Annotated in this window: 20 protein-coding genes and 2 pseudogenes; 5 read left to right on the forward strand and 17 right to left on the reverse strand. The window is 69.2% G+C overall.

The annotated features are described in order from the left end of the window. Positions 1 to 27: 27 nt before the first annotated feature. The 7 genes from ACZ5NH_RS40305 to ACZ5NH_RS40335 form a co-directional block, all read right to left on the reverse strand. A complete protein-coding gene (locus ACZ5NH_RS40305; protein WP_468782715.1) occupies positions 28 to 1,209 on the reverse strand; it encodes a methyltransferase domain-containing protein in 1,182 nt (393 codons plus the stop codon). Next, complete coding sequence (gene tgmB / locus ACZ5NH_RS40310; RefSeq protein ID WP_468782717.1) at positions 1,206 to 2,180, reverse strand: ATP-grasp ribosomal peptide maturase; 975 nt, start codon at positions 2,178 to 2,180, stop codon at positions 1,206 to 1,208. Before tgmB ends, ACZ5NH_RS40305 begins: the two co-directional genes overlap by 4 nt. 7 nt (positions 2,181 to 2,187) lie before the next feature. After that, complete coding sequence (gene tgmA / locus ACZ5NH_RS40315) at positions 2,188 to 2,481, reverse strand: putative ATP-grasp-modified RiPP (protein ID WP_468782719.1); 294 nt, start codon at positions 2,479 to 2,481, stop codon at positions 2,188 to 2,190. A gap of 215 nt (positions 2,482 to 2,696) precedes the next feature. Then, positions 2,697 to 3,047 (reverse strand): DUF6415 family natural product biosynthesis protein, encoded by a 351-nt coding sequence (locus tag ACZ5NH_RS40320; RefSeq protein ID WP_468782721.1) that lies wholly within the window; start codon positions 3,045 to 3,047, stop codon positions 2,697 to 2,699. After that, positions 3,044 to 3,511, reverse strand: coding sequence for a hypothetical protein (locus ACZ5NH_RS40325; protein ID WP_468782723.1), 468 nt, complete (start codon positions 3,509 to 3,511; stop codon positions 3,044 to 3,046). Before ACZ5NH_RS40325 ends, ACZ5NH_RS40320 begins: the two co-directional genes overlap by 4 nt. Positions 3,512 to 3,694: 183 nt before the next feature. After that, positions 3,695 to 4,945 (reverse strand): helix-turn-helix domain-containing protein, encoded by a 1,251-nt coding sequence (locus tag ACZ5NH_RS40330; RefSeq protein ID WP_468782725.1) that lies wholly within the window; start codon positions 4,943 to 4,945, stop codon positions 3,695 to 3,697. A gap of 120 nt (positions 4,946 to 5,065) precedes the next feature. Then, positions 5,066 to 5,347 (reverse strand): LexA family protein, encoded by a 282-nt coding sequence (locus tag ACZ5NH_RS40335; RefSeq protein ID WP_468782727.1) that lies wholly within the window; start codon positions 5,345 to 5,347, stop codon positions 5,066 to 5,068. A gap of 330 nt (positions 5,348 to 5,677) precedes the next feature. Here ACZ5NH_RS40335 and ACZ5NH_RS40340 point away from each other — a divergent pair. Together ACZ5NH_RS40340 and ku are read left to right on the forward strand one after the other, a co-directional pair. Next, a pseudogene (locus tag ACZ5NH_RS40340) lies at positions 5,678 to 5,998 on the forward strand (helix-turn-helix domain-containing protein); the annotation flags it as partial. 55 nt (positions 5,999 to 6,053) lie between these two features. After that, positions 6,054 to 6,966: pseudogene (gene ku / locus ACZ5NH_RS40345) on the forward strand (non-homologous end joining protein Ku). Here ku and ACZ5NH_RS40350 read toward each other — a convergent pair. Then, the gene (locus tag ACZ5NH_RS40350; protein ID WP_468782728.1) at positions 6,902 to 7,258 is read right to left on the reverse strand and encodes a DUF6233 domain-containing protein; all 357 of its coding nucleotides are present in this window, start codon (positions 7,256 to 7,258) and stop codon (positions 6,902 to 6,904) included. The pseudogene ku and the gene ACZ5NH_RS40350 sit on opposite strands and share 65 nt — an antisense overlap. 55 nt (positions 7,259 to 7,313) lie before the next feature. On the opposite strand from ACZ5NH_RS40350, the gene ACZ5NH_RS40355 reads away from it, so the two are divergent. Continuing rightward, complete coding sequence (locus tag ACZ5NH_RS40355; RefSeq protein ID WP_468782730.1) at positions 7,314 to 7,826, forward strand: hypothetical protein; 513 nt, start codon at positions 7,314 to 7,316, stop codon at positions 7,824 to 7,826. 30 nt (positions 7,827 to 7,856) lie between these two features. Here the strand turns inward: ACZ5NH_RS40355 and ACZ5NH_RS40360 are convergent, their stop codons facing one another. From ACZ5NH_RS40360 to ACZ5NH_RS40395, 8 genes are all read right to left on the reverse strand, one after another. Then, positions 7,857 to 8,762, reverse strand: coding sequence for an IS3 family transposase (locus ACZ5NH_RS40360; protein ID WP_468782732.1), 906 nt, complete (start codon positions 8,760 to 8,762; stop codon positions 7,857 to 7,859). 2 nt (positions 8,763 to 8,764) lie between these two features. Further along, positions 8,765 to 9,052, reverse strand: a complete 288-nt coding sequence (locus ACZ5NH_RS40365; RefSeq protein WP_468782734.1) for a transposase — start codon at positions 9,050 to 9,052, stop codon at positions 8,765 to 8,767. A gap of 574 nt (positions 9,053 to 9,626) precedes the next feature. Further along, positions 9,627 to 10,313 (reverse strand): class I SAM-dependent methyltransferase, encoded by a 687-nt coding sequence (locus tag ACZ5NH_RS40370; protein WP_468782736.1) that lies wholly within the window; start codon positions 10,311 to 10,313, stop codon positions 9,627 to 9,629. Beyond that, positions 10,310 to 10,915 (reverse strand): class I SAM-dependent methyltransferase, encoded by a 606-nt coding sequence (locus ACZ5NH_RS40375; protein ID WP_468782738.1) that lies wholly within the window; start codon positions 10,913 to 10,915, stop codon positions 10,310 to 10,312. The genes ACZ5NH_RS40370 and ACZ5NH_RS40375 overlap by 4 nt, the downstream gene beginning before the upstream one ends. Further along, complete coding sequence (locus ACZ5NH_RS40380) at positions 10,912 to 12,852, reverse strand: ABC transporter ATP-binding protein (protein ID WP_468782740.1); 1,941 nt, start codon at positions 12,850 to 12,852, stop codon at positions 10,912 to 10,914. The genes ACZ5NH_RS40375 and ACZ5NH_RS40380 overlap by 4 nt, the downstream gene beginning before the upstream one ends. Next, positions 12,849 to 14,237 carry an MFS transporter gene (locus ACZ5NH_RS40385; RefSeq protein WP_468782742.1) on the reverse strand — a complete coding sequence of 463 codons (1,389 nt, stop codon included), beginning with the start codon at positions 14,235 to 14,237 and terminating at the stop codon, positions 12,849 to 12,851. The genes ACZ5NH_RS40380 and ACZ5NH_RS40385 overlap by 4 nt, the downstream gene beginning before the upstream one ends. Beyond that, entirely contained in the window at positions 14,234 to 14,698 is a 465-nt protein-coding gene (locus tag ACZ5NH_RS40390) for an NUDIX domain-containing protein (protein WP_468782744.1), read from the reverse strand. The genes ACZ5NH_RS40385 and ACZ5NH_RS40390 overlap by 4 nt, the downstream gene beginning before the upstream one ends. Beyond that, the gene (locus ACZ5NH_RS40395; protein WP_468782746.1) at positions 14,695 to 15,588 is read right to left on the reverse strand and encodes an aminoglycoside phosphotransferase family protein; all 894 of its coding nucleotides are present in this window, start codon (positions 15,586 to 15,588) and stop codon (positions 14,695 to 14,697) included. Before ACZ5NH_RS40395 ends, ACZ5NH_RS40390 begins: the two co-directional genes overlap by 4 nt. A gap of 986 nt (positions 15,589 to 16,574) precedes the next feature. Between ACZ5NH_RS40395 and ACZ5NH_RS40400 the strand changes: the two genes are divergently transcribed. Both ACZ5NH_RS40400 and ACZ5NH_RS40405 read left to right on the forward strand, forming a co-directional pair. Further along, positions 16,575 to 16,958 (forward strand): NUDIX domain-containing protein, encoded by a 384-nt coding sequence (locus tag ACZ5NH_RS40400; protein WP_468782748.1) that lies wholly within the window; start codon positions 16,575 to 16,577, stop codon positions 16,956 to 16,958. Between the two features lie 57 nt (positions 16,959 to 17,015). Continuing rightward, a complete protein-coding gene (locus tag ACZ5NH_RS40405) occupies positions 17,016 to 17,366 on the forward strand; it encodes an NUDIX domain-containing protein (protein WP_468782750.1) in 351 nt (116 codons plus the stop codon). A 117-nt stretch (positions 17,367 to 17,483) separates the two neighbouring features. On the opposite strand, the gene ACZ5NH_RS40410 is transcribed toward ACZ5NH_RS40405, so the two are convergent. Beyond that, a complete protein-coding gene (locus tag ACZ5NH_RS40410) occupies positions 17,484 to 18,722 on the reverse strand; it encodes a polysaccharide deacetylase family protein (RefSeq protein ID WP_468782752.1) in 1,239 nt (412 codons plus the stop codon). Positions 18,723 to 18,990: the final 268 nt, after the last annotated feature.

The raw sequence follows: 18,990 nt of genomic DNA on the forward strand, positions 1-18,990 counted from the left end.
GCAGACGAGCGGGGCCGGTCTGAGCGGTCAGCTGGCGAGGTTCCAGCGTGATCCGTCCGGGAGGTGCCAGACGTAGGCGCTCCCGTCCGCCTCCCGCGCGTAGCCGAAACTGTCCTGGGCCGGGCGGCCGGCGTTGTTCCACCACGCCCAGGCTTCCTCGGCCTGCTTCCACAGCCCCTCGTCGCCGCCGAAGGTCACCATGCCCTGGTCGTCGCCGGCGAGCGGGACGCGGGCCCATGAGCCGTCACCGCGCTGAAGCTGGAACGACGTCTCCCCGGTGCTGTCGTCGACGTAGTACACGACTTCCGTGCCAGGCATCTGGAAGGCAAGGACCAGGCGCAGCGGGTAGTTGCGCCGGATTTCCGCCGCCATGAGCCCCGTCGGCCGGGCCCCGGTCGCCGGCGGCCGCTCCGGGCGTTCCGGGGCTGGGTAGTTCATGGCGTCGCTGCGGGCGGGCATGAAGCGGCCCGTCGTCGTGGTGAAGAAGCCGCGCGCCAGGCCGTCGGCGCCGCGGGAGAGCCGTACGAGGCCGCCCTCGATCCCGAGTGCCACGTCGGTCAGCAGGACGCCGCCGGGGCGCAGCTGGTGGATCCATGCGGCGGGGATGGACGGCACGGAGCAGGTCGAGATGATCCGGTCGAACGTCCAACCGGTGGGGAAGCCCTGCGTTCCGTCGCCCGTCATGAGGTGGGGAACGTATCCGACGTCCCTGAGACGCTGTTGCGCGACATCGACCAGGCCCTCGCCGACGTCCACCGAGTGCACCCGCTCATCGCCCAGACGTGCGCACAGCAGGGCGGCGTTGTAGCCGGTGCCGGTGCCGACCTCCAGGACCCGGTGCCCGTCCTCGACACCCAGCTCTTCGAGCATCCTGGCCATGAGGCTGGGCAGCGTGCTGGACGACGTGGGAATGCCGGTCCAGGCGTCCGTGTCGACCTGATCGGCCGTCGCCGGGTCCAGGCCGGTCACGAGGGTTACGTCGCGGTAGACGGCCGCGAGGGCTCCTTCGTCGGCGGCGCTACGCTGCCGCCACACGGTGATCCCGCGCTCGTTGGTCTCCTGCGCGTACCACTTCGGGACGAACGCGTGGCGCGGCACGCTGGCGAAGGCGTCGGCCCAGGGCCGGGTGCGAATCGCGTCGGCGGCCTTGAGTTCCTCGGCGAGTGCGGCCATGTACGGCCGGGCCACGTCGTGGGCGGAAAGGCTCATGAGGAAACTCCTTGAAGTTCGTCGGCGATGGCCTGGGCGATGGGCAGGCCGGTGGCGTGCTCGATCCAGTCCCACTGCCCGCAGGGGTTCGCCTCCAGGAACGTCCAGGCGCCGAGCGGGCCGACGATGAAGTCCATGGCGGCGAAGCGCAGGTTGAGCCGGTCCATGTAGCTTCGCACTCCGGCGGCGACGGCATCAGGGACTTTGGCGACCTCGTAGGTGAGGGACGCGTAGTCGCTGCGCCAGTCGATGACTGACGCGTCACTTTCCGCGTGGATCTCTGCGGCCAGCAACCGGTGCCCGACGACCGTGAGCCGCACCTCGTACGCCTTCGGGACCCAGGCCTGGAACAGGTGGGCGGTGGTCTCGATGCCGCGCAGGTCGTCGAGGTCGTCTTCGGTCAGCAGGCGAGTGTAAACGGTCTTGAGCTGGTCGTCTTCGATCAGGACGGGGCTGGCGACCGGCTTGCAGATGACCTGGCCGCCGAGGTCGGTGATCTCGCCGACGAAGTCGCGGACCGCATCGGCGCTGTTGGTGATGAGGGTGGGTGCGATGGCGAGCCCGCAGGCCCGCGCGGCGGCGAGCTGGAGCGGCTTGTACTCGGCGCGGGACATGGCGGCCGGGTGGCTGACCCACCGGCAGTCGAGTGCGGTGATGATGCCGCCCAGACCGGAGCGGGCCTGCGCGGCGGCGAACCGCCGCTCGGGCTCAGACATGGTCGGGGGCAGCGCGAAGGCGTTCGGGGCGCGGTAGTACACCGCGGCGATGTCAGCGAGGTCGACGGCTCGGAGCGGAGTGGCGAGTCCGCCGGACCAGCCTCGCCGGGCGTCGATGCGCCCGGCGAGGGTCAGGTCCATCGGGAACTCCGCGGTGTCCATGCGGAGCACCCCCGCGCCGCCGTCGGTGAGCGCCTTGACGACCCGGTCGGTCGGCCAGTCGTCGCGGGCCGCGATCACGAGAACGGCGGACATCACGGCATCAGTCCTTCGTGCCCTCGTCGAGCGGCGGCGGGTTCGTCGTGCTGCCGTCCGGGATGGTCGGGGTGTGCGTCTGCATGTACGGCAGCGGGCCGTCGTACAGGCCGACGGACATCTGCAACTCCTCGTCGTACACGGCGAGCGGCAGGACGACCGCCTGCGAGGCGTCGGGGGTGCGGGCGAAGCGAAGGATCCACGGGCGGTTGTCGGGGCCCGTCGGCGGCTCCGTGCTGTGTGGGATGCGGCCGCCTTCCGGTGCGAGCGGGAAGGCTTCCCGCAGGTCTGCAACGGTCACGTTGTCTCTCCTCGTTGGGTTGCTGATGGTCTGACGGACGTGACCCGCCCCGCCGACGTCTTGCGGGACACCGGAGGGGCGGGCGTCTTCGGGGGTGCGGCCCTGACCCGGAGCGGCCGCCATGGGGGTGCGTCAGTGCGGCTTCCTCGCGAGCACCAGGGCGAGGACCGGGGCCGAGACAGCAGCCACGTACACGAGCAGACCGAAGACGCCCCTCATGTGCGTGCACCGAGGTTCTCGAAGTGGACGCACAGAGCGTTGACGGAGCGGGCGAGACGCTGCGCATGCGCGATCCCTGCGGGCAGCGTGCGCCCCGGCTCGACGTCCAGCCGACGCCGCGCCTCTCCGATGCATGCGCGCGCGGCCTCGCGCGGTCCGTCCTCGTCGGCGCCTCCGGCGGCTGTCTCTACTCCCGGGATGAGGAGCATGATGTACCCGCGCAGGTGGAGCGTGAGCGTCTCCAGTTCCTCGGGCATGGGCGGTTCGGCATCGTCGGCAAGCAGACGGTCAACGGCCGCCCGCATCGCCTCCAAGTCGAGCGGCAGCGTGTGCGCGGCGGCCGTCATGACTCGTCCTCGCTGCCCAGGACGCCGCCCACCATCACGAGCGCGAGGACGTCGGCCGGACGGCACAGGGCGCCGGCGAAGGAAACCGGCACAGCCCAGTACGAGGACAGCGTGTGCTCGTCGAGAGCGGTGAAGTCGGTGCGCGGCACGCCGAAGTAGGTGCCCATGCCCAGGCACTCGACGACCGGGGACGTCCAGTCGGCAGCGGTGGCCGGCGGCACGAGCGCGTAGTACCGGCGGCCGCGCGGGTCATGGATGACCGGTCCGCCAGCCCGGTAATTGATGAGCCGCTCGCGCACGATGGCGGGGTCATCGCTTCCGGCCGCGGCGTGCACGATGTCGTCGGGCAGGCGCACCGCATCGAAGCGGCTACCCAGGGGAATCAGCGCGAGCTTCGCGGCGCTGCTCCACTCCTGGCGCACCTTGTCCGGCGAGGGGTGGGCGGAGGCCAGCCACGCTTGCACAGCGTTGTCCGGGGACAAGAGTGGTAGTGACGTGCATGTCCCTGTGGAGGACGTAGTCTCAGACATGTCGACGCTCCAAGCAGCGTTGGCACCCCGGCGAGGTCTCACCACCTCGTCGGGGCCTGACGCTTCGACCGTAGGAGCGCCTACACGTCACCGCCGACCGTAATCCGGTCGCTACTCTCAGGCAGCGAGGATGCCGACCTTGCTCGCGAGTTCGGCCGCCCGGCGGCGGCGCGGCGCCTGTGTCGACTCCACTTCCTCCAGCAGGATCGCCCTGGCGTAGCCGTTGTACCGGATCGTCTCGGGTGCGGCTTCGAAGGCCTTCTCCAACGACGCGATGGCGACGTCGGGCTGGTTGTCCAGCTGGTAGCCGCGGGCCTCCTCGATCCGGTGCCGGGCGCGGCGCGGGCGGGACTTGATGACGCTTCGGTCTGCCCGGGCGGCCTGCCGCACCGACTCGCCGCCCTGGCGCAGCTCGACGCTGACGGTCACCGCATGTGCGCCCATCACGGCCCGGGAGAAGGAGGTGACGGGGTGGTAGTAGTCGGCGGGCAGCCGGGAGGCCATGTCGTTCGCCCTGTCCCAGTACCGCCATGCCGTTCCCGTCTCCTGGCGGCGGGCCGCGGTGTACCCGAGCTCGAATTGCAGTGCGCCGGCGATGGCGAGGACGTCGTCGCTGGCGTCCGGCAGCAAGGGTTCCAGGTAGCGGACGGCTTCCAAGTTGACGGCGTCGGCGGCGTCGTAGTGGCGAGGGCCGGTATCGCGGTGTGCCTGGGCGAGAAGCCATGCGGCCACGCCGATCGTGTGCGGGTCTTCGCTCTCCTGAGCGGCGATCATGCCGCGCTCGGCGACGCGCCAGAGCAGTGAGCTGTCGGGCTGGTAGGCGATGAAGAACTGCGAGAGCGAGTACGTCTGGGCGAGCAGGGCCTGCGCCTGGCGCCGTTGGCCGGCAGAGTCGGCGTGGCGCACGAGTGCCTGGGCGTCCCTGACCAGGTCGGGCAGTAGTTTGCCTATGGCGTCTCGGTGGTTTTTCGACGCGTGCCGCGCTTTCCATGCAGCGTGGAGCCGGGCTTCGAGGTGCGCTACGGGCGGTGGCTCGACTGTCGTGGTGAGCGGGAACGAGTCGATGGCGGCCTTGACGGCGGCGAGCCGTGGATGGCCCGGCCCGACGAACAGATCCACGTGTGCATCCGGCCGCCCCGTGAGATCGGCCAGATCGCGCACCCGGAGGATCTCGGCGATACGGAGCACTGTGTCCAGGCCGGGCGCCTTCTGTTGTCCGTTCTCGATCTTGCGGTAGGTATGCGGCGACACGCCGAGAAGATCAGCGACCTGGGTCTGCGTCATCCCTCGGCGCTCGCGCAGGATCTGCACCCTCTGGCCAAACTTCAGCGGATCGGCGTACAGGTCCGGGGTAGCATCTGAAGACATCACGGCCTTGCCCCTCCTAGCAGCTTCGTCACTGCCAGGGTAGGGGGCAAGGCCGGTCTCGTGTGTCCCTCGGGAAGAGTGACATGCTCTCGCCCTGCCACCTAGGCAGGTGGCAGGGCGTCACTGCGTGAGCCGGATGCTGCGCGGCTGCCACCGTTCGCGGACGATGACGCCCTTCTTCTCCAGCTGTGTCAGGTGGTAGTGCACCGAGCCGATGCTGCCGAGCCCTACCTGCTCGCCGATCTCGTGATGAGTCTTCCCGACGACCGCACGGCCGGCGTTTTCAGGGTCGTTCCGCAGAGGACGCTCGGGCCGGTTCGTCGGACGAGGGACGGACTGCAGCCCATGGTGCTGGGCAACTCGGTGTACGCCTTCGACGAGGAGACGGGCCGGGTTGGCCACGGCCTCTCCGGTTCCCGTGAGATGCGGGCGCTCATCGACCTCAACCCGTTTCTGGCCGAACTCTCCCGCAGCACCCGCCAGGAGCTCGCCGGCGCGATGTCCACCCGACACAGCATCCGAAACACCCAGTTGAGGGGCTCCGTGGGCTCAGCGGTGCACATAGTGCTGTCCGGTTGCGTGTACGAGGAGTCGTACGGCGAGGACACCACGGTGCGCATACACGGCAGCGGCGCCGTGCTCGGCATCACGGAGATCTTCAACCCCGATCTCCACGCGCCGACGGCTCGCTGCCTCAACTCCACCCTTACGCTCAGCATCCCGTTGGCCCGGATGCGCTCCATCGTCGAGCACAGTGGGCAAATCGGCGCCGCCCTCGGCAAGGTGCTGGCGGACCAACTCGTCACGGCGGAGCGCGTCTACAACCGCCGCAGTCTCCGGCCCGAGCAGCGGCTCGCCGGCCTGTTCGTCCACCTCCTCGAGCGGTGCGTCGTTCCCTGCACGAGATACGGCCGCATGATCGAGGGCCCGTCGCAGACCGACCTTGCCGACTCCCTCTCGGTCAGCCGAGCGACCATCGAGAATGCCCTTAAGGTCCTGCGCGACCTCGACCTCGTCACCACCGGATACCGCCAGTACCGGTTCCCGGACGAGCGGGAACTCGCCTTGTGCGGCAAGGTCCGGACCCTCTCGCAGACGGTCGCTCAACGTGGTCGGCGCGACCGAGGACCACTCGATCCACTTCCACCAGTACCACCTGGCCGATCAGGGCCGGATCCGGTACCGCAAGGTGTGCGAGCTGGAGGACCGAGAGGTCTCCCAGGACGAGATCGGCAAGGGCTACGAGCTGACCCAAGACCCAGGTCATCCCGATCACGGACGAGGAGCTGAGCAACCTCCCGCTGCCGACGGCGAAGGCCATCGAGATCGACGCGTTCGTGCCGCTGGAATCGATCGATCCGATCCGGATCGCGGAGGGCTACTACCTGCAGCCGTCCAGCCAGGTCGCGGCCAAGCCGTACAAGCTCCTCGTCCAGGCCCTCGGCCACTCGGCCAAGGTGGCCGTCGCGAAGTACGCATGGAGCGGCAGGGAGAGACTCGGCCTGCTCCGCGTCCGCGACGACGTCCTCGTGCTCCACGCCATGCGCTGGCCGGACGAGATCCGCGACCCCACCGAGCTGCTTCCGCCGCCGGTCCCGGTGTCCGACGAGGAGATCGAGGGCGCCCTCGCCCTCATGGACACCCTGACCGTCGACAGGCTGGAGGGCCCCGACTTCCAGGACCGCTACACCGAGGCGATCGCCCAGAGCATCGAGGCGAAGCGCGAGGACAGGCCGCTGCCCGAGGTGCCCGAGCCGGAACAGCCGACCCAGGTGCTGGACCTGATGGCCGCCCTGCAGGAGTCGGTGTCGAAGGTGAAGGCGGCCCGCGGCGAGGCCGAGGTGCACGAGCTGCCGAAGCCGAAGAAGACCGCTGCGAAGAAGCAGCCCGCCAAGAAGGCCGCGGCGAAGAAGACGACCGCGAAGAAGACGACTGGCCGGCGACCACGCAGCGCCTCTAGTCGAGGATGCCCAGCTCGGTGTCGGGGCGGCAGTGCGGGCACGCCGGCACCTGCTGCCTAAGCGCCTCCACCGCCTGTTCCCGGGTCACAGCCCGGCACCGCCCGCTCTTCTTCGCTGCCCAGCAGTCACCGATGTGCACGGCGTCCACGTTGGTCTTGTTGAGGCCGTACTGGATCAGCCAGTCCGCCGCCCGGGCCTTCCGCGCCACGGCGGCTCGCTGCCCTGCCTCCCGCTGCTCCTCGTCCGCAATCCACCGGTCGATGAGGGCCAGCTCCCGGGTGGCCTGCTGCTCAACGACGCGGCGGACGAAACGCAGCATGTCGAGACGGGTCAGCGGACGCGCTTCGTTCACGTGTTCGATTCTAGTGGCTAGTACGTCCTGCCAGCGCGACGGGCAGAGGGGCCGGGTGGACATCGAACGCGTCACGGTCGAGGACCTGCTGGCCCGCCACGCTGTGGATCCGGCCCGCCTGGATCCCGCGCCGGCCGACCCATCCCACGCGCAGACGAGGGCCCGCTACGCCCTGCACCTGGAGAGGCCGTGTTCGGCCTGCGGCAAGGGGGAGGACTGCCGAACCTCCCGCGTGATCGTCTTCCCCGATGCCGGCCCGCGCTGGGTGGAGCTGTGCCGGGATGATTCGCTGGCGACGATGCCGCAGTGGACGGGGCCGACCACGTTCGAGGGGATCCTCGCCGACCTGCGCTGGGTGGCTGGCACGATGAGCTTCATGGGCGGCAGTACGGAGGGGCCCGTCCGAAGACGAGCCCCTCCGTGTCCTGCGGGTGGCACCTCCCGCTTCGCCCCCGTGCTCTGGCTGACCCAGTGCGATATCGGGCCGGTCTCCCCGGCCAACGTGGCCGCCTGGACCAAGCGCCTGGCACTGTGCGTCATCTCCATCGGCAAGCGGCGCCGCAACTGAAGTTCCCCCGTGATCGTGGACAGCGGATGGTTACGCTGCGGGGGCGAGGTCTTGTGCCGTCAGGGCCCTGGTCTCGACCGGGGTGACGTATCCGTAGACGGGATGCTTCCGCAGGCGGGTGCGGTTGTACTCGACCTCGATAAAGCGGAAGACATCGGCGCGAGCTACCTCGTGGGATGCCCAGATCGTGGTGCCGATCTCCGCTTTCAGCAGCCCGAAAAAGCTCTCAGCTGCGGCGTTATCGTAGCATGAGCCCGTTCTTCCCATGCTCTGCCGAACACCCAACTCCCTTACGAGAGTGCGGTATTCGCGTGAGGTGTATTCCGAACCGCGATCCGAGTGCGCGATGCAGCCGGCCTTCAGCCCGCCTCGGCCGGCGGCCATCCTCAGCGCATCGACGACGAGCCCGGCCCGATGATGGTCGGCCATCGCATAGCCGACGACCTCGCGAGTGGCCAGGTCGATCACCGTGGCGAGATACCACCAGCCGGCCAGTGTGGGCAGGTAGGTGATGTCGGAGACCAGTTTCGTGCCGGGCTCGGTGGCGGTGAAGTCACGTCCGACCAGGTCCGGCGACGCGGACGCCTTCCTGTCCGACCGGGTCAGGCCACGGCGCCGGCGGCGGGTGATCCCGCTGATGCCACGCTCGCGCATCAACCGCTCGACCTTCTTCCGGTTGATCCGCCGCCCCTTCCTGCGTAGCGCCGCCGTGATCCTCGGGGCACCGTATGCGCGGCGGGACGCAGTGTGGATCTGCCGCATCTCGGCAACCAGTTCGTCCTCCCGACGGGCGCGTTCCTCTGCCGTGGGCCGGGCGGCGAGGTAGGCGTAGTAGCCCGAACGGGACACGCCCAGCACCTTGCACATCAGGGTGACACTGTGACCACCGGGGTTGCTCTCGGTGGCCTTCTCCGCGTCGATGAACGCGTAGCGCACGGCTACTTCGTCGACTCCGTCGCGAAGAAGGCCGCGGCTTTTTTCAGGACCTCGATGGTCTGCTGCTGTTCCCGGTTCTCCCGTCGCAGGCGGCGCAGTTCTTCTTTCTCGTCGCTGGTCAGCGCGCCCGTCGGGCCCTGACCCCGGTCGGCCTTGTCTTGGTTCACCCAGTTCCGCAGCCCCTCCGGGCTCACGCCGATCTCCCGGGCAACCTCGGTCACCGTCTTACCCGACGAATGGACCAGCGCGACCGCGTCCCGCTTGAACTCGGCCGTGTACCGCTTGCTCATGTTGCTCTTCTTGCTCACTACCTGGAACTGCTTCCTCCGGGACCGACCGTCCCAGTATCAGGCTGTCCAGCCCCAAGGGGGAACTTCACAACAGCCTCAACATGGGCTACACCAACGTCGAGCAGTACATCGACGCCGACGGCAACCCGCTGGACCCGGAGCGCGAGTAGGGACCATCCCCGCGGGTGCGGGGAGCAGCCAGACCAGATGGCGTAAGGGTCCTGAGAGCCGCCACCATCCCCGCGGGTGCGGGGAGCAGACTGTGCGACCTGCGGGTTTACGGCGCAGGTGCTGTAGTTTTCATGAGTTTCGCCGAATCTGACAAAAGCCGTGACACTCGTCACATCCCTCCGAGCGATCTATTGGTGCGGGCCGGAGCGAACGTGATCGAAGCTGGCTCCGTGGCTTGTGTTGCGTGATCGAAAGCTCAGTTGCAGGGTTCGACGTTCGGTCTCAATCGCCTCAGACTGCTGGTCTGTCGGCCTGACGGGATCTCCGCCTGCCCGGTGGGGATCTCGTCGTGTGCTCGGTCCTTCGGTTGGGCAGGGGCTCGTATGTGACCGGTGTTGCTGATTCAGGTGTGCCGGTGGGCTCGGTAGAGGCGGACGGAGACCGGGTTGCCGTCTTCGGGCGCGTCGAGGATGTCGACCGAGTCCACGAGGAGGCCGTTGTCCACGAGGAGGTCCTCCCACAATGTCGGTGTGAGTACCCACATGTGGACGGTCAGCGGGGCGCCGTCGGCAAGCGGTAGTACCTCGGGGCGTGCGTCTGCGTTTGGTGAGGGGCCGCGGCCGTCGGAGTTTGTGTGAAGTACGCAGAACGCGAGGCGTCCGCCGGGCCTCAGCGCGTTGCGGAGGGCCGGGAGCAGTCGGTGGGGGTCGATGTAGGCGAGGCCGTGGATCGAGTAGATCACGTCATAGGGATCGGCCCTTTCCACGTGCTCGACGGCGTCGGCGTGGATCAGGTTGAGTCCCGTCAGGGTGCCGTATCGGGCGAGGGCTCGTTCGTGCTGGGTGGGGGAGGCCTCGACGGCGTCGACCGCCGCGGCGTGCTCCCGTGCCAGGTGGGCGGCGTGCCTGCCGGTCCCGGAGCCGAGGTCGAGGACCCGTTTGCCGGGCAGGGTGCCCAGGACCTCGGCGCCCGGGCCGTTCGGCCACAAGCCCCAGGAGATACGGGCGGCATCGGGGACGTCGGTGGCTTGGTCGATGTGGTGCCTTCCGTACGCCGTCCATGCCGTGCGGTTGGTCTCTTCGCTGTTCAAAGGCGTCTTCTCTGATCGGAGGTGCGGTGTCGTGGGCGTAGCGCGAAGCTGGCCGGCCGGTCGAGGTCGGCGGCCGTCACGGTGGACCTGTGTGAGGTGAGGAGTGCGACGTCGGGCGCGGTGATGCCCGGGCTCTTGAGGGGATCGTCGTCGGCTCGTCGGTCGGCGGGCTCGGTGACCACCCAGAACGTTCCTGCGGGGACGAGGAGTTGGCGGATGCGGTTTAGAAGGATGTCCTTGTGGGTGAGGAACCGGAAGACGAGCCGGCAGGTGATGACCGCGTATGCCGAGTCCGGCAGTTCGCCCAGGCGGTCGGTGGCGAAGTCCATGACCTGGAAGTGGGGGCGGTGGGCCGCCGGGGCGGTACCTGTGGCGAGGGCGATGGCGCTGGGTGCACAGTCGATGCCGCTGGCCCGGTAGCCGAGCTGGTCGTGTGGATGTCGGGTAAGGGAATTGTCGCCGCACCCCACGTCGAGTGCCGGCCGTCCACGGCCGGGCCCGAGATGGTCGGCCAGGAGCTGGGCCTCGATGTCGGTGATCTCCCGGTAGCGGCGGCCGGAGGCCCGCAAGGGCTCCCAGTAGTCAAGGGGGGAGGCGATCACGCGCTGTTCCCTTCGGTGCGGTAGGCGGCTCGGTCCTGCTGGAGGCGCCACAGCTCCTGCATCAGCCCGGGCTGGTTGACCAGTTGATGGAAGGTGCCCTCCTGGACCACGCGGCCCTTGGCCATGACGACGATGCGGTCGGCGACGGAGGTGTTTGCGAGATTGTGTGTGACCAGGACAACGCCGCGGTCGCCGGCCATGTCGCGCAGGCCGGTGAAGATCCGATGTTCGGCCCGGGCGTCCAGGTCGGAGGTGGGCTCGTCCATGATGAGCAGTCCCGCGTCGCGGTGCGCCGGCCTGGCCACCGCGATCCGCTGCCACTGCCCCGGCGACAGCGCCACGCCTCCCCACCACTGCCGTGCCAACAGGGTGCCCAGCCCCGAACGGAGGGTCTTGATCACGTCGTCGGCGCCGCTGGCCCGGGCTGCGCGGATGACGGCCGCCTCACCGGCGGCGCGCGGCTGACCCAGGGTGATGTTCTCCCGCGCGGTCATGGGCCAGCGCGCGAAGTCCTGCGGGACCATGGAGGTCTGCCGCCACATCGCGTGAGGATCGAGGTCGGCGACGCTAACGCCGTCCCAGGTGACGACGCCGCTGGTCGGCAGGTTCAGCCCGGACAGCAGTTTCATCAGGGTCGACTTGCCCGAGCCGTTCTCCCCGACGACGGCCACGATCTCGCCCTGGAGGACCTCAAAGTCGACGTCGTGGAGCGTGTCCTCGTCCGCCCCGGGATAGCGGAAGGAGACGTTGCGCAGGGCGACGTGGCGCGGGCGCAGGGGGGTGAGCGTGCCGCGGTCGAGGCGCTGGCCGGCGGCCTCGGTGACGAACCGCTCCCAGTCGTCGAGGTAGAGGCCGGTGCGCAGCAGATCCCGGCCGTAGCCGACGAGTCCCTGCAGTGCGGTGGCTGCGGAGCGCAGGGCGAATACGGCGGTGCCGGCCGCGGCCGGCGAGATCCGGCCGGTCGTCAGCAGCCCGAACACCGCAGCCCACAGCACTGCGGAGGCCAGTCCCGCGGCGGCGGCGCCGACGACGGCGATCTTGGCCCGGTTCCAGGCGGCGGTGTCGCTGGTGGCTTCCACCCGCTCGGCGCTGGCCGTGTACTTGGCCAGCAGGTAGGGGGCGAGGGTATCGGTGCGGACCTGGTCGGACTGGTCTTTGGCGATCAGATGCCAGCGCAGCATGGTCATCACCCGCCGGTCCTTGTGGGTGGCGACCACCGCCAGATAGGTGACGCGCTCGCCGCGGATGCCGGCAATCGCCTGCGGCACGGCGGCCAGGAGCAGCAGAGGCAACAGCAGCGGGTAGAGGCTGGCGATGACCACGGCCGCGGCGATGAAGGTGGTGAGGCAGGAGACGTAGTTCTGGGACTGGCCGATCATGTCCCGGCTGACGTCGACGCCCCGCTCGGCGGCGTCGTACCGGTCGTTGAACCCCGGGTGGTCGTAGGCGGCCTGCTCCGCGTTGGTGGCCGCTTCCAGCATCTTGTACTCCGCCTGGCGGCAGATCCGCGGCGAGAGCCGGTTGGACAAAGCCTGGATGGCGATGCCGAGCAGGGCCCGCAGACCGGCCGTCACGGCCAGGACGGCCACGGCCGGGATCGCCGAGTCCAGCCGGTTCGGATCGTCGGCCGTTTCGATGAGCACGAAGAGCGCTGCGGTGGTGGCGAAGAGGCCGAGCGCTCCCGAGATCCCGGAGGCGATCTGGCAGGCAAGCAGAGCGACGACGGTCCTGCGTTCGACCTCCCAGGCCAGGGAGAAGGTTCGGCGGATCAGCGAGGGAAGGCGACGGGCCATGGTGCGCCCGGTGAGCAGGTCCGCCAGCTCCATGCTGTCCCCGCCGGGGTGGTCGAAGGCCAACTGTTCCTCGGCTGCGGGCGCCACCGTCTCGTCGTCGGCCTCGCCGCCCTCATCATGCAGCCGGTCGGCGGTTTTTGTCACGGCCTGTCTCCTTCCTCCTCCAGCGGGGCACGCTCGTGGGCGGGGGCCGGAACGTCAGCCGGTGCCCAGGGATCGCCACTGGGATCGGGTGCCGGCACGGGGAGGGCGCGCAGGGAGCGCACCGGGGAGAAAGCCAGGACGGCGACGGGGACGAGGAGGAGGAAGGCGCCGACGATCAGGGCGCTGCGCACTCCGTGCAGGGTGCCCATCGCGCCGGCGAGCGGTGCGGCGAACGGGCGGCTCCCGCCTGTCAGCCACGTGCTGACCGCCTGCATGCGTCCCTGCAGACGCGCCGCGGTGATCATCTGCCGGATGGACCGTTGGGTGGTGCCCACCGCAGCTGCGCAAAAGAGCTGGACCGCAAGGGCGGCGCCGATGGCGATCTGCCAGGAGCGCCCCGGGGACGCGATCAGCAGCGGGATCTGGGCGAGCGGGGTCAGGATGAGCGCGGTGAGCATCATGGGGCCGGGCCCGAACCACCGGGTCATGCGCGGGGCGAGCAGCGCGCCGGCGCAGCTGCCTAGGGTGGCGCCACCCATGACGAGCCCGAACGCGGTCGAGCTGAAGTGAAGTTCACGCAGCAGATACAGCGCCCACACGGTGTTCAGCACGCCGAGGGCGAAGCTCATGCTCGAGTTGGTGAGGGTGAGGGCGGCGAGGGTCGGCTCCGCGAACACGTACCGCACGCCTTCCGCGATCTGCGTACGCAGCCGGGCCCGTCCGGTCCGAGGAGACGGCGGCGGTTCGGTGACGCGGATCCGCGTCGTGCACCAGGCGCTGACGGCGTAGGAGAGGGCGTCCGCGAGGACAGCGCGGGCCGCCCCCACAGCGGAGACCAGTACCGCGGCGAGGCTGGTGCCAGCCGTGGCGGAGAGGGAGAACAGGCCGCCGATCCGGCTGTTGCCCTGCTGGAGCAGCGATCGGTCCATCAGGGTGGGCAGATAGGCGATGGCGGCGGCATCGTGGACCACCCCGGCGGTGGCCTGGACGAACGCGACCGCCATCAGCTGCGGGAAGGTGAGCCGGTCGAACGCGGCGGCAAGCGGCAGCGTGAGCAGGACGATCACGCAGACCAGATCACCGCTGACCATGAGGGGTCGTTTGGGATGCCGGTCGGCCAGCGCCCCGGCGTGCAAGGCGAACAACAGGCTGGGCAGTTGCGTCAGGAACACCAGCGCGGACACCTGAGCGGTGGAGGCGTTCAGCTCGACCACGGCCAGATAGGGCACGGCCACGGCGCTGACCGACGATCCGGCCACACTGGTCGCCTCGCCCGCCACGTAGAGCACGTACGGGCGGTGGCGCCACGAAGACCGGGGTTCGTCGGCCTGAGGGGGAGCGCAGACCGCGACCCGGCGCGGGGCGGGATCAGGAGTGGCCGTCATGCCGCACCGCCGCTCGCCGGGACGGTGACGTTCCCGTACAGCCGCCCGGCCATGAAGGTGGCCAGGACTTCCCGGGTGTAGGGGTGGCAGTCCGTAGGCGGGTTGCCGGGATCAATCCACAGGACGGCCTGGTGCTTGTCCGGTTCGGCGTTGCGCGGCTCGCCCTGCCACCGCAGCGTGGTGAACACCACACCGATCACCCGCACACCGTCCGGACCGCGGTAGTGCACCGTCTGGCAGATCTCCAAGTCCTCTACGGCGACACGGACGCCGGTCTCCTCGTGCAGTTCGCGCACCGCGCCCTCGTCGAGGAACTCGCCGTGCTCGAGCTTTCCGCCGATCACGGTGACCTGGTTCGCAGAGGTCTCGGACGTGTCGTTGTGCCGCACCGCCAGGACCCGCCCGTCGTCGCGCTGGAGCAGGACCATGGCGTTCGCCGGGCTCAAGTGCTGCTCGCTCACGCGGCCTGCACCTCCAGTCGGGCCGGCAGGGCCCGCCCGCGGGCCACGATTTCAGCGTCGACGTTGGCAACGCCCCACGCGATGGCGCTCGCGGCGTCCAGCACGGACAGGCAGCGCAGCGCCCACCGCTCCTCGGCGGTGAGGGCGCGCCCGTACCCGTCGAGGAACGCCTCCTGAAGGTCGGGGCGGCCGACCCAGGATCCGCAGGCGAGGGGAACGAAGTCGGCGACCGCGGCGTGCGGACGGGCCCGCTTTAGGTCCACCGCCCCGAACACACGGGCTGCGGGGCGGGCATCGAGCAGCCAGTTGCGTTCCTGGAAGTCGCCGTGGATGTATCCGGCAGGCAGCGGCCCGAGCCGGCCGAGCGCTGCGGCGTGCCACCGTACGGTCCGGTGCCCTTGCGGGGCGATCAGATCCCGGGCCCGGCCCAGGTGTTTCTCTGCGCCAGCGGCGGCTCGGGCGACCTCGGCGACGGCATCGGCACGGTCCTGGGGCGACAGCTCGCCGGTGCCGCCGTGGAAGCGCCGCAGCCAGATGCCGGCCTTTCGGTGCAGTGTGCGCTGCTCGGCGGGGGTGAGGGAGAGCGCCTTCACCATGCGGCCGGCCACCGGGGAGAGCAACAGGGCCTGCTGGAAGGGGTCGGCCGCCAGCAGCACAGGCGCGGTGCCCGGTTCCATGCCCGGCGCTACTTCCCTCAGGGCGCGGGTGTCGCGGGCGAATGACGCCGGGCTCGGCGCCACCTTCGCGAAGACAGACCCGGTGGCGCAACCAAGCTGCCACACACGTGAGTTGTCGCGGCCATTGGAAATGCCGCGGTCCAAGTGCGCAGGGCCGACGATGTTCTGGACCCACGCCAGCAGAGCGTGCGCAATCGGCTTTGCGACGCTCATGCCCCCCACCTCGGTTCCGGACGTGACGGATCCGCGGCGAACGGGCAAGCGGCGTCAACACCGTGCCCGAGGTGGGCCAGGGGGGAAGGGGAGAGCCGGACCGGCTGTTCGAAGGCAGGAGGAACAAGGGTGAGGGCGGCAACGGGATTCATGGTTCCTCCGGGGAAGGTCGAGCGGCTTGGCGCCACGACAACTCGACTACTGGAAAGGCCGTTACGGGCAAGAGCAGGCGAAGCGTCGGTCAAAAGTTCGAAAATGCGAGGCGTCCCTTGCGGGGACTGGGTGATGCGACCGTGATGCACTGTTCGATCACTCGCTCAGGGGATCGTCACCTGGTCGAGCGATTGATGCGGGCGGCCGACGTGGCGGACGGCAAGCGCGCCGGCCGCCAGTAGCCAGGGCTGCTGGGGAGCTGGTGGTGCGCGGCACGCCGTCTCAGTGAAGCGGCGGTAGCGATCTCCCGCACGCAGATGCCACGAACTCTTCGTCGCCGTAGCGGCCGTCAACAGGGTCCTCCGGATCTGCGGTGCCGTGCTCGGGGGAATGGGATTGCGTGTCCCAGACGGCAGCGAGGCGTGGGTGTGGGGTGCGGAAGGAACCCTCGTGCACGGCACGGACAATCGGCGGGGCCCCAGGCTGCGATCCGGACAATCCGAGCGGCCGTTCGACAGCGGGCGGACCGTGATGCTGTGGCCCGATGACCTGGGAAGAACCCCGGAGAAAGGATTCTCGAACTAGGTCGCGGCACCGCGAAGTTGAGCGCCAACCAAGATGGCTGGAAGTGCCCGAACCGGGGTGTCGACCATCGCGCCAGTCGGCATGGCGGGCCTCTGAAGTGGCACGTCCGCGGCTAGCATCAGCACCTTCCAGAACGGACGCCAGCATGGAGTTGTTGGTGCAATCCGTGCCGCGTTCAGTCGACGCGCCTGCATGCCGTCGCGCGGCCGTGAACGGGTGGCACTTCGGGGAGTTGACGAAGGAGCAGCATGGGCATTCCCGCGTCGCACACTCAGGATGTTGTGACGGCCTATCTGTGTCGGCATCCCGAGGAGCAAGAGCTTCTCCGGCCGCTGCTCGACCGCATCGAAGCTGGCCATGACCTCACCTGGCGCACCGAACTCGGCGGTCATGTCACAACCTCGGGCGTCGTGGTCAACGACGCCGGCGAGGTGCTGTTGATCCACCACCGCGCCTCGGGGCGACGCATCCAACCCGGCGGTCATTGCGAGCCGTCCGACCGCACGCTGTCGGACGCCGTGCGGCGGGAGATCGCCGAGGAGACAGGCGTCACCGAGCTCGAGCCGTACTGCGCCGGCGCGCCGATCCAGATAGATGTCGACCCGATCGAGGCCCGTCCCGCCAAGGCCTAACCGGCCCACACACACTTCGACATCCGATACCTCTTCCGGACCCGAGGACCGGCCGAGGTGACGCTGCAGGCCGAGGAAGTGGCGGGGGCTGAGTGGTGCGGTCCCTCCCAGCTCGGCGACCCGGTGCTGCGGGCCCGCGTCCTCACCGCTCTGGGACGGCCGCAGCCAGATCGACCCGCCACCGACGACCCACACGGCACCTTGGTGGTGATCAACAACGCGGCTGGCGAGGCGCTCATGCACAAGAGGGATGAGAAGGAAGGAATTTGGGCGCCGGGCACCTGGACGCCCATGGGCGGCGGCGCCGAGCCGCAGGACGCCGACCCGTGCGCCACCGGCGTACGCGAACTGAACGAGGAAGTCGGCCTACAAGATGTCGAACTGACCCGTATGTTCGCCATCGACTGAGCCCAAGCAACCGCTGACCACCTCAACAACCAAGATCTGCCGTTAAGTTGGCACTCCCGGCCGCCGCCGCGGTAACCGGTCCAGGGTCGTCGCAGGTCACATGACCTGCCGGATCCGTTACGCGTAGTGCTCCATCACTTCCCTGACTGTCGCTACGGGGATGTCCCGATCGGAGATCGCCTTCATCAGTGCTGCCAGGCCGTTCTGGCTGAGTTCGGTGCTGCTGCGTGGCGGCCCGGCCACCACCCGGTGCAGACACAGGATGAGCCAGTCGCCGCTGGCGGCGCAGCGGTCGAGCCGGCCGCCGGGAGTCGTCAGCCTTGATAGGGGCGTGCCGCCGATGCCGCTGCCGTCGGTGATGCCTGTCAGGGCCTTGAGGCGGTACGGCATGGCTGGTGCGAATGATTCGGTGGTCTCGGAGATGATCGACCGGGCCGTGCTGAAGTGCCTGCCGGCGATGAGATCCACTGGCACTCCGTCGGTTGTCTTGCCGAAAGCGCCGTGTGGGTAGGCGAAATGCTCGCTGGTGAAGCCGTTCGACACCAGCCACTCGCGCAGCTTGCGGAAGTCGTCGTCGACCTGTTGGGCGGACAGCTTGCTGTAGCTCGCAGTGTGGGCGCGCGTCGCGTACGCGTGCCCCGCCATCTCCCAGCCGGAGTGGTTCTGCAACGACCGCATCTTGCCGAGTGTGAGGGACCCGCCGGCACCGATGGTGTCTGCGATGTTGTAACTCGTCGCAGGAAATCCGTGGGGGTCCATCACGGGCCGCGCGAGATCGTGCACCGAGGTGTGGGAGTCGTCGAAGGTGACGGAGACGACGCCCTTGGGGAACACGGACGAGGTGTCGGGGATCAGGTCCACGGCTTGCAGGCGGTACGTCACCGGGCCTCCACCGCTGTCGTACACGGCGAACGACATGTCGGTGAAGCCGCTCTTGGTGGAAGGTGCCCCGGTCGGGGTGATCGAGTAGGCGCCCGCTGCTGAGGTGACGTCGGCCCACTGAAGGTGGACCGTCACCCATTCCCCCGGCTGGACGTAGTTGGTCGCCGCCGCGGAGTGCGTGTGGAACTGCCAGACGAAGTAGTTGCTGAACGAGCCGGTCCCCACATAGAAGGCCAGCCTGGACAGGTGGGCGGTGTCGTCCACACGGAAGATCAGGCGGATCATCTTGCCGGAGAGGTTCAGCTCGGTCCTGCCGGTCCTGCGGACGTACGACTGCTGGCCGCTGCCGGCGGTGGTCACCCGAAGCGACTGGCTGCCGCGCGCGAACTCCCTTGTGTCGCTGAGACCGCTGGAGGCGGTGCCCGCCCCGGCAACCGTCCACCCGTGGCCTGACTGGAACTGCTGTGACCACACGGCCCGGCGGTAGCCGGGACGGCGGTCCGTGATGCTCGCATCAGGCCTTCCCCAAAGGGCTCCCCCTGCTACGACAAGGCCAGACGCTCTTGCGAGGCGCAGAGCCGACCTTCGGTTGAAGGAGTGTGCGGTCATGGCATGCCCCCGTTACTCATTCTGACCCCCAACACCGACGAGAGGACCTGGTCCGGTCGCGCGCTCACGGCTCGTCAGCGGCCGAGAAGCGGCCGTACCCAGTCAGCCAGGGCGGTGGTACAGGGGGCGCGCG

It is taken from the genome of Streptomyces sp. NPDC031426, from assembly GCF_055581585.1.

What these genes read in the sequence shown, in the direction of transcription:
- ACZ5NH_RS40305 (WP_468782715.1), bottom strand. Translation starts at nt 1,209, where the DNA reads ATGAGCCTTTCCGCCCACGACGTGGCCCGGCCGTACATGGCCGCACTC.
- tgmB (WP_468782717.1), bottom strand. Translation starts at nt 2,180, where the DNA reads ATGTCCGCCGTTCTCGTGATCGCGGCCCGCGACGACTGGCCGACCGAC.
- ACZ5NH_RS40320 (WP_468782721.1), bottom strand. Translation starts at nt 3,047, where the DNA reads ATGACGGCCGCCGCGCACACGCTGCCGCTCGACTTGGAGGCGATGCGG.
- ACZ5NH_RS40330 (WP_468782725.1), bottom strand. Translation starts at nt 4,945, where the DNA reads ATGTCTTCAGATGCTACCCCGGACCTGTACGCCGATCCGCTGAAGTTT.
- ACZ5NH_RS40365 (WP_468782734.1), bottom strand. Translation starts at nt 9,052, where the DNA reads ATGAGCAAGCGGTACACGGCCGAGTTCAAGCGGGACGCGGTCGCGCTG.
- ACZ5NH_RS40385 (WP_468782742.1), bottom strand. Translation starts at nt 14,237, where the DNA reads ATGACGGCCACTCCTGATCCCGCCCCGCGCCGGGTCGCGGTCTGCGCT.
- ACZ5NH_RS40395 (WP_468782746.1), bottom strand. Translation starts at nt 15,588, where the DNA reads ATGAGCGTCGCAAAGCCGATTGCGCACGCTCTGCTGGCGTGGGTCCAG.
- ACZ5NH_RS40400 (WP_468782748.1), top strand. Translation starts at nt 16,575, where the DNA reads ATGGGCATTCCCGCGTCGCACACTCAGGATGTTGTGACGGCCTATCTG.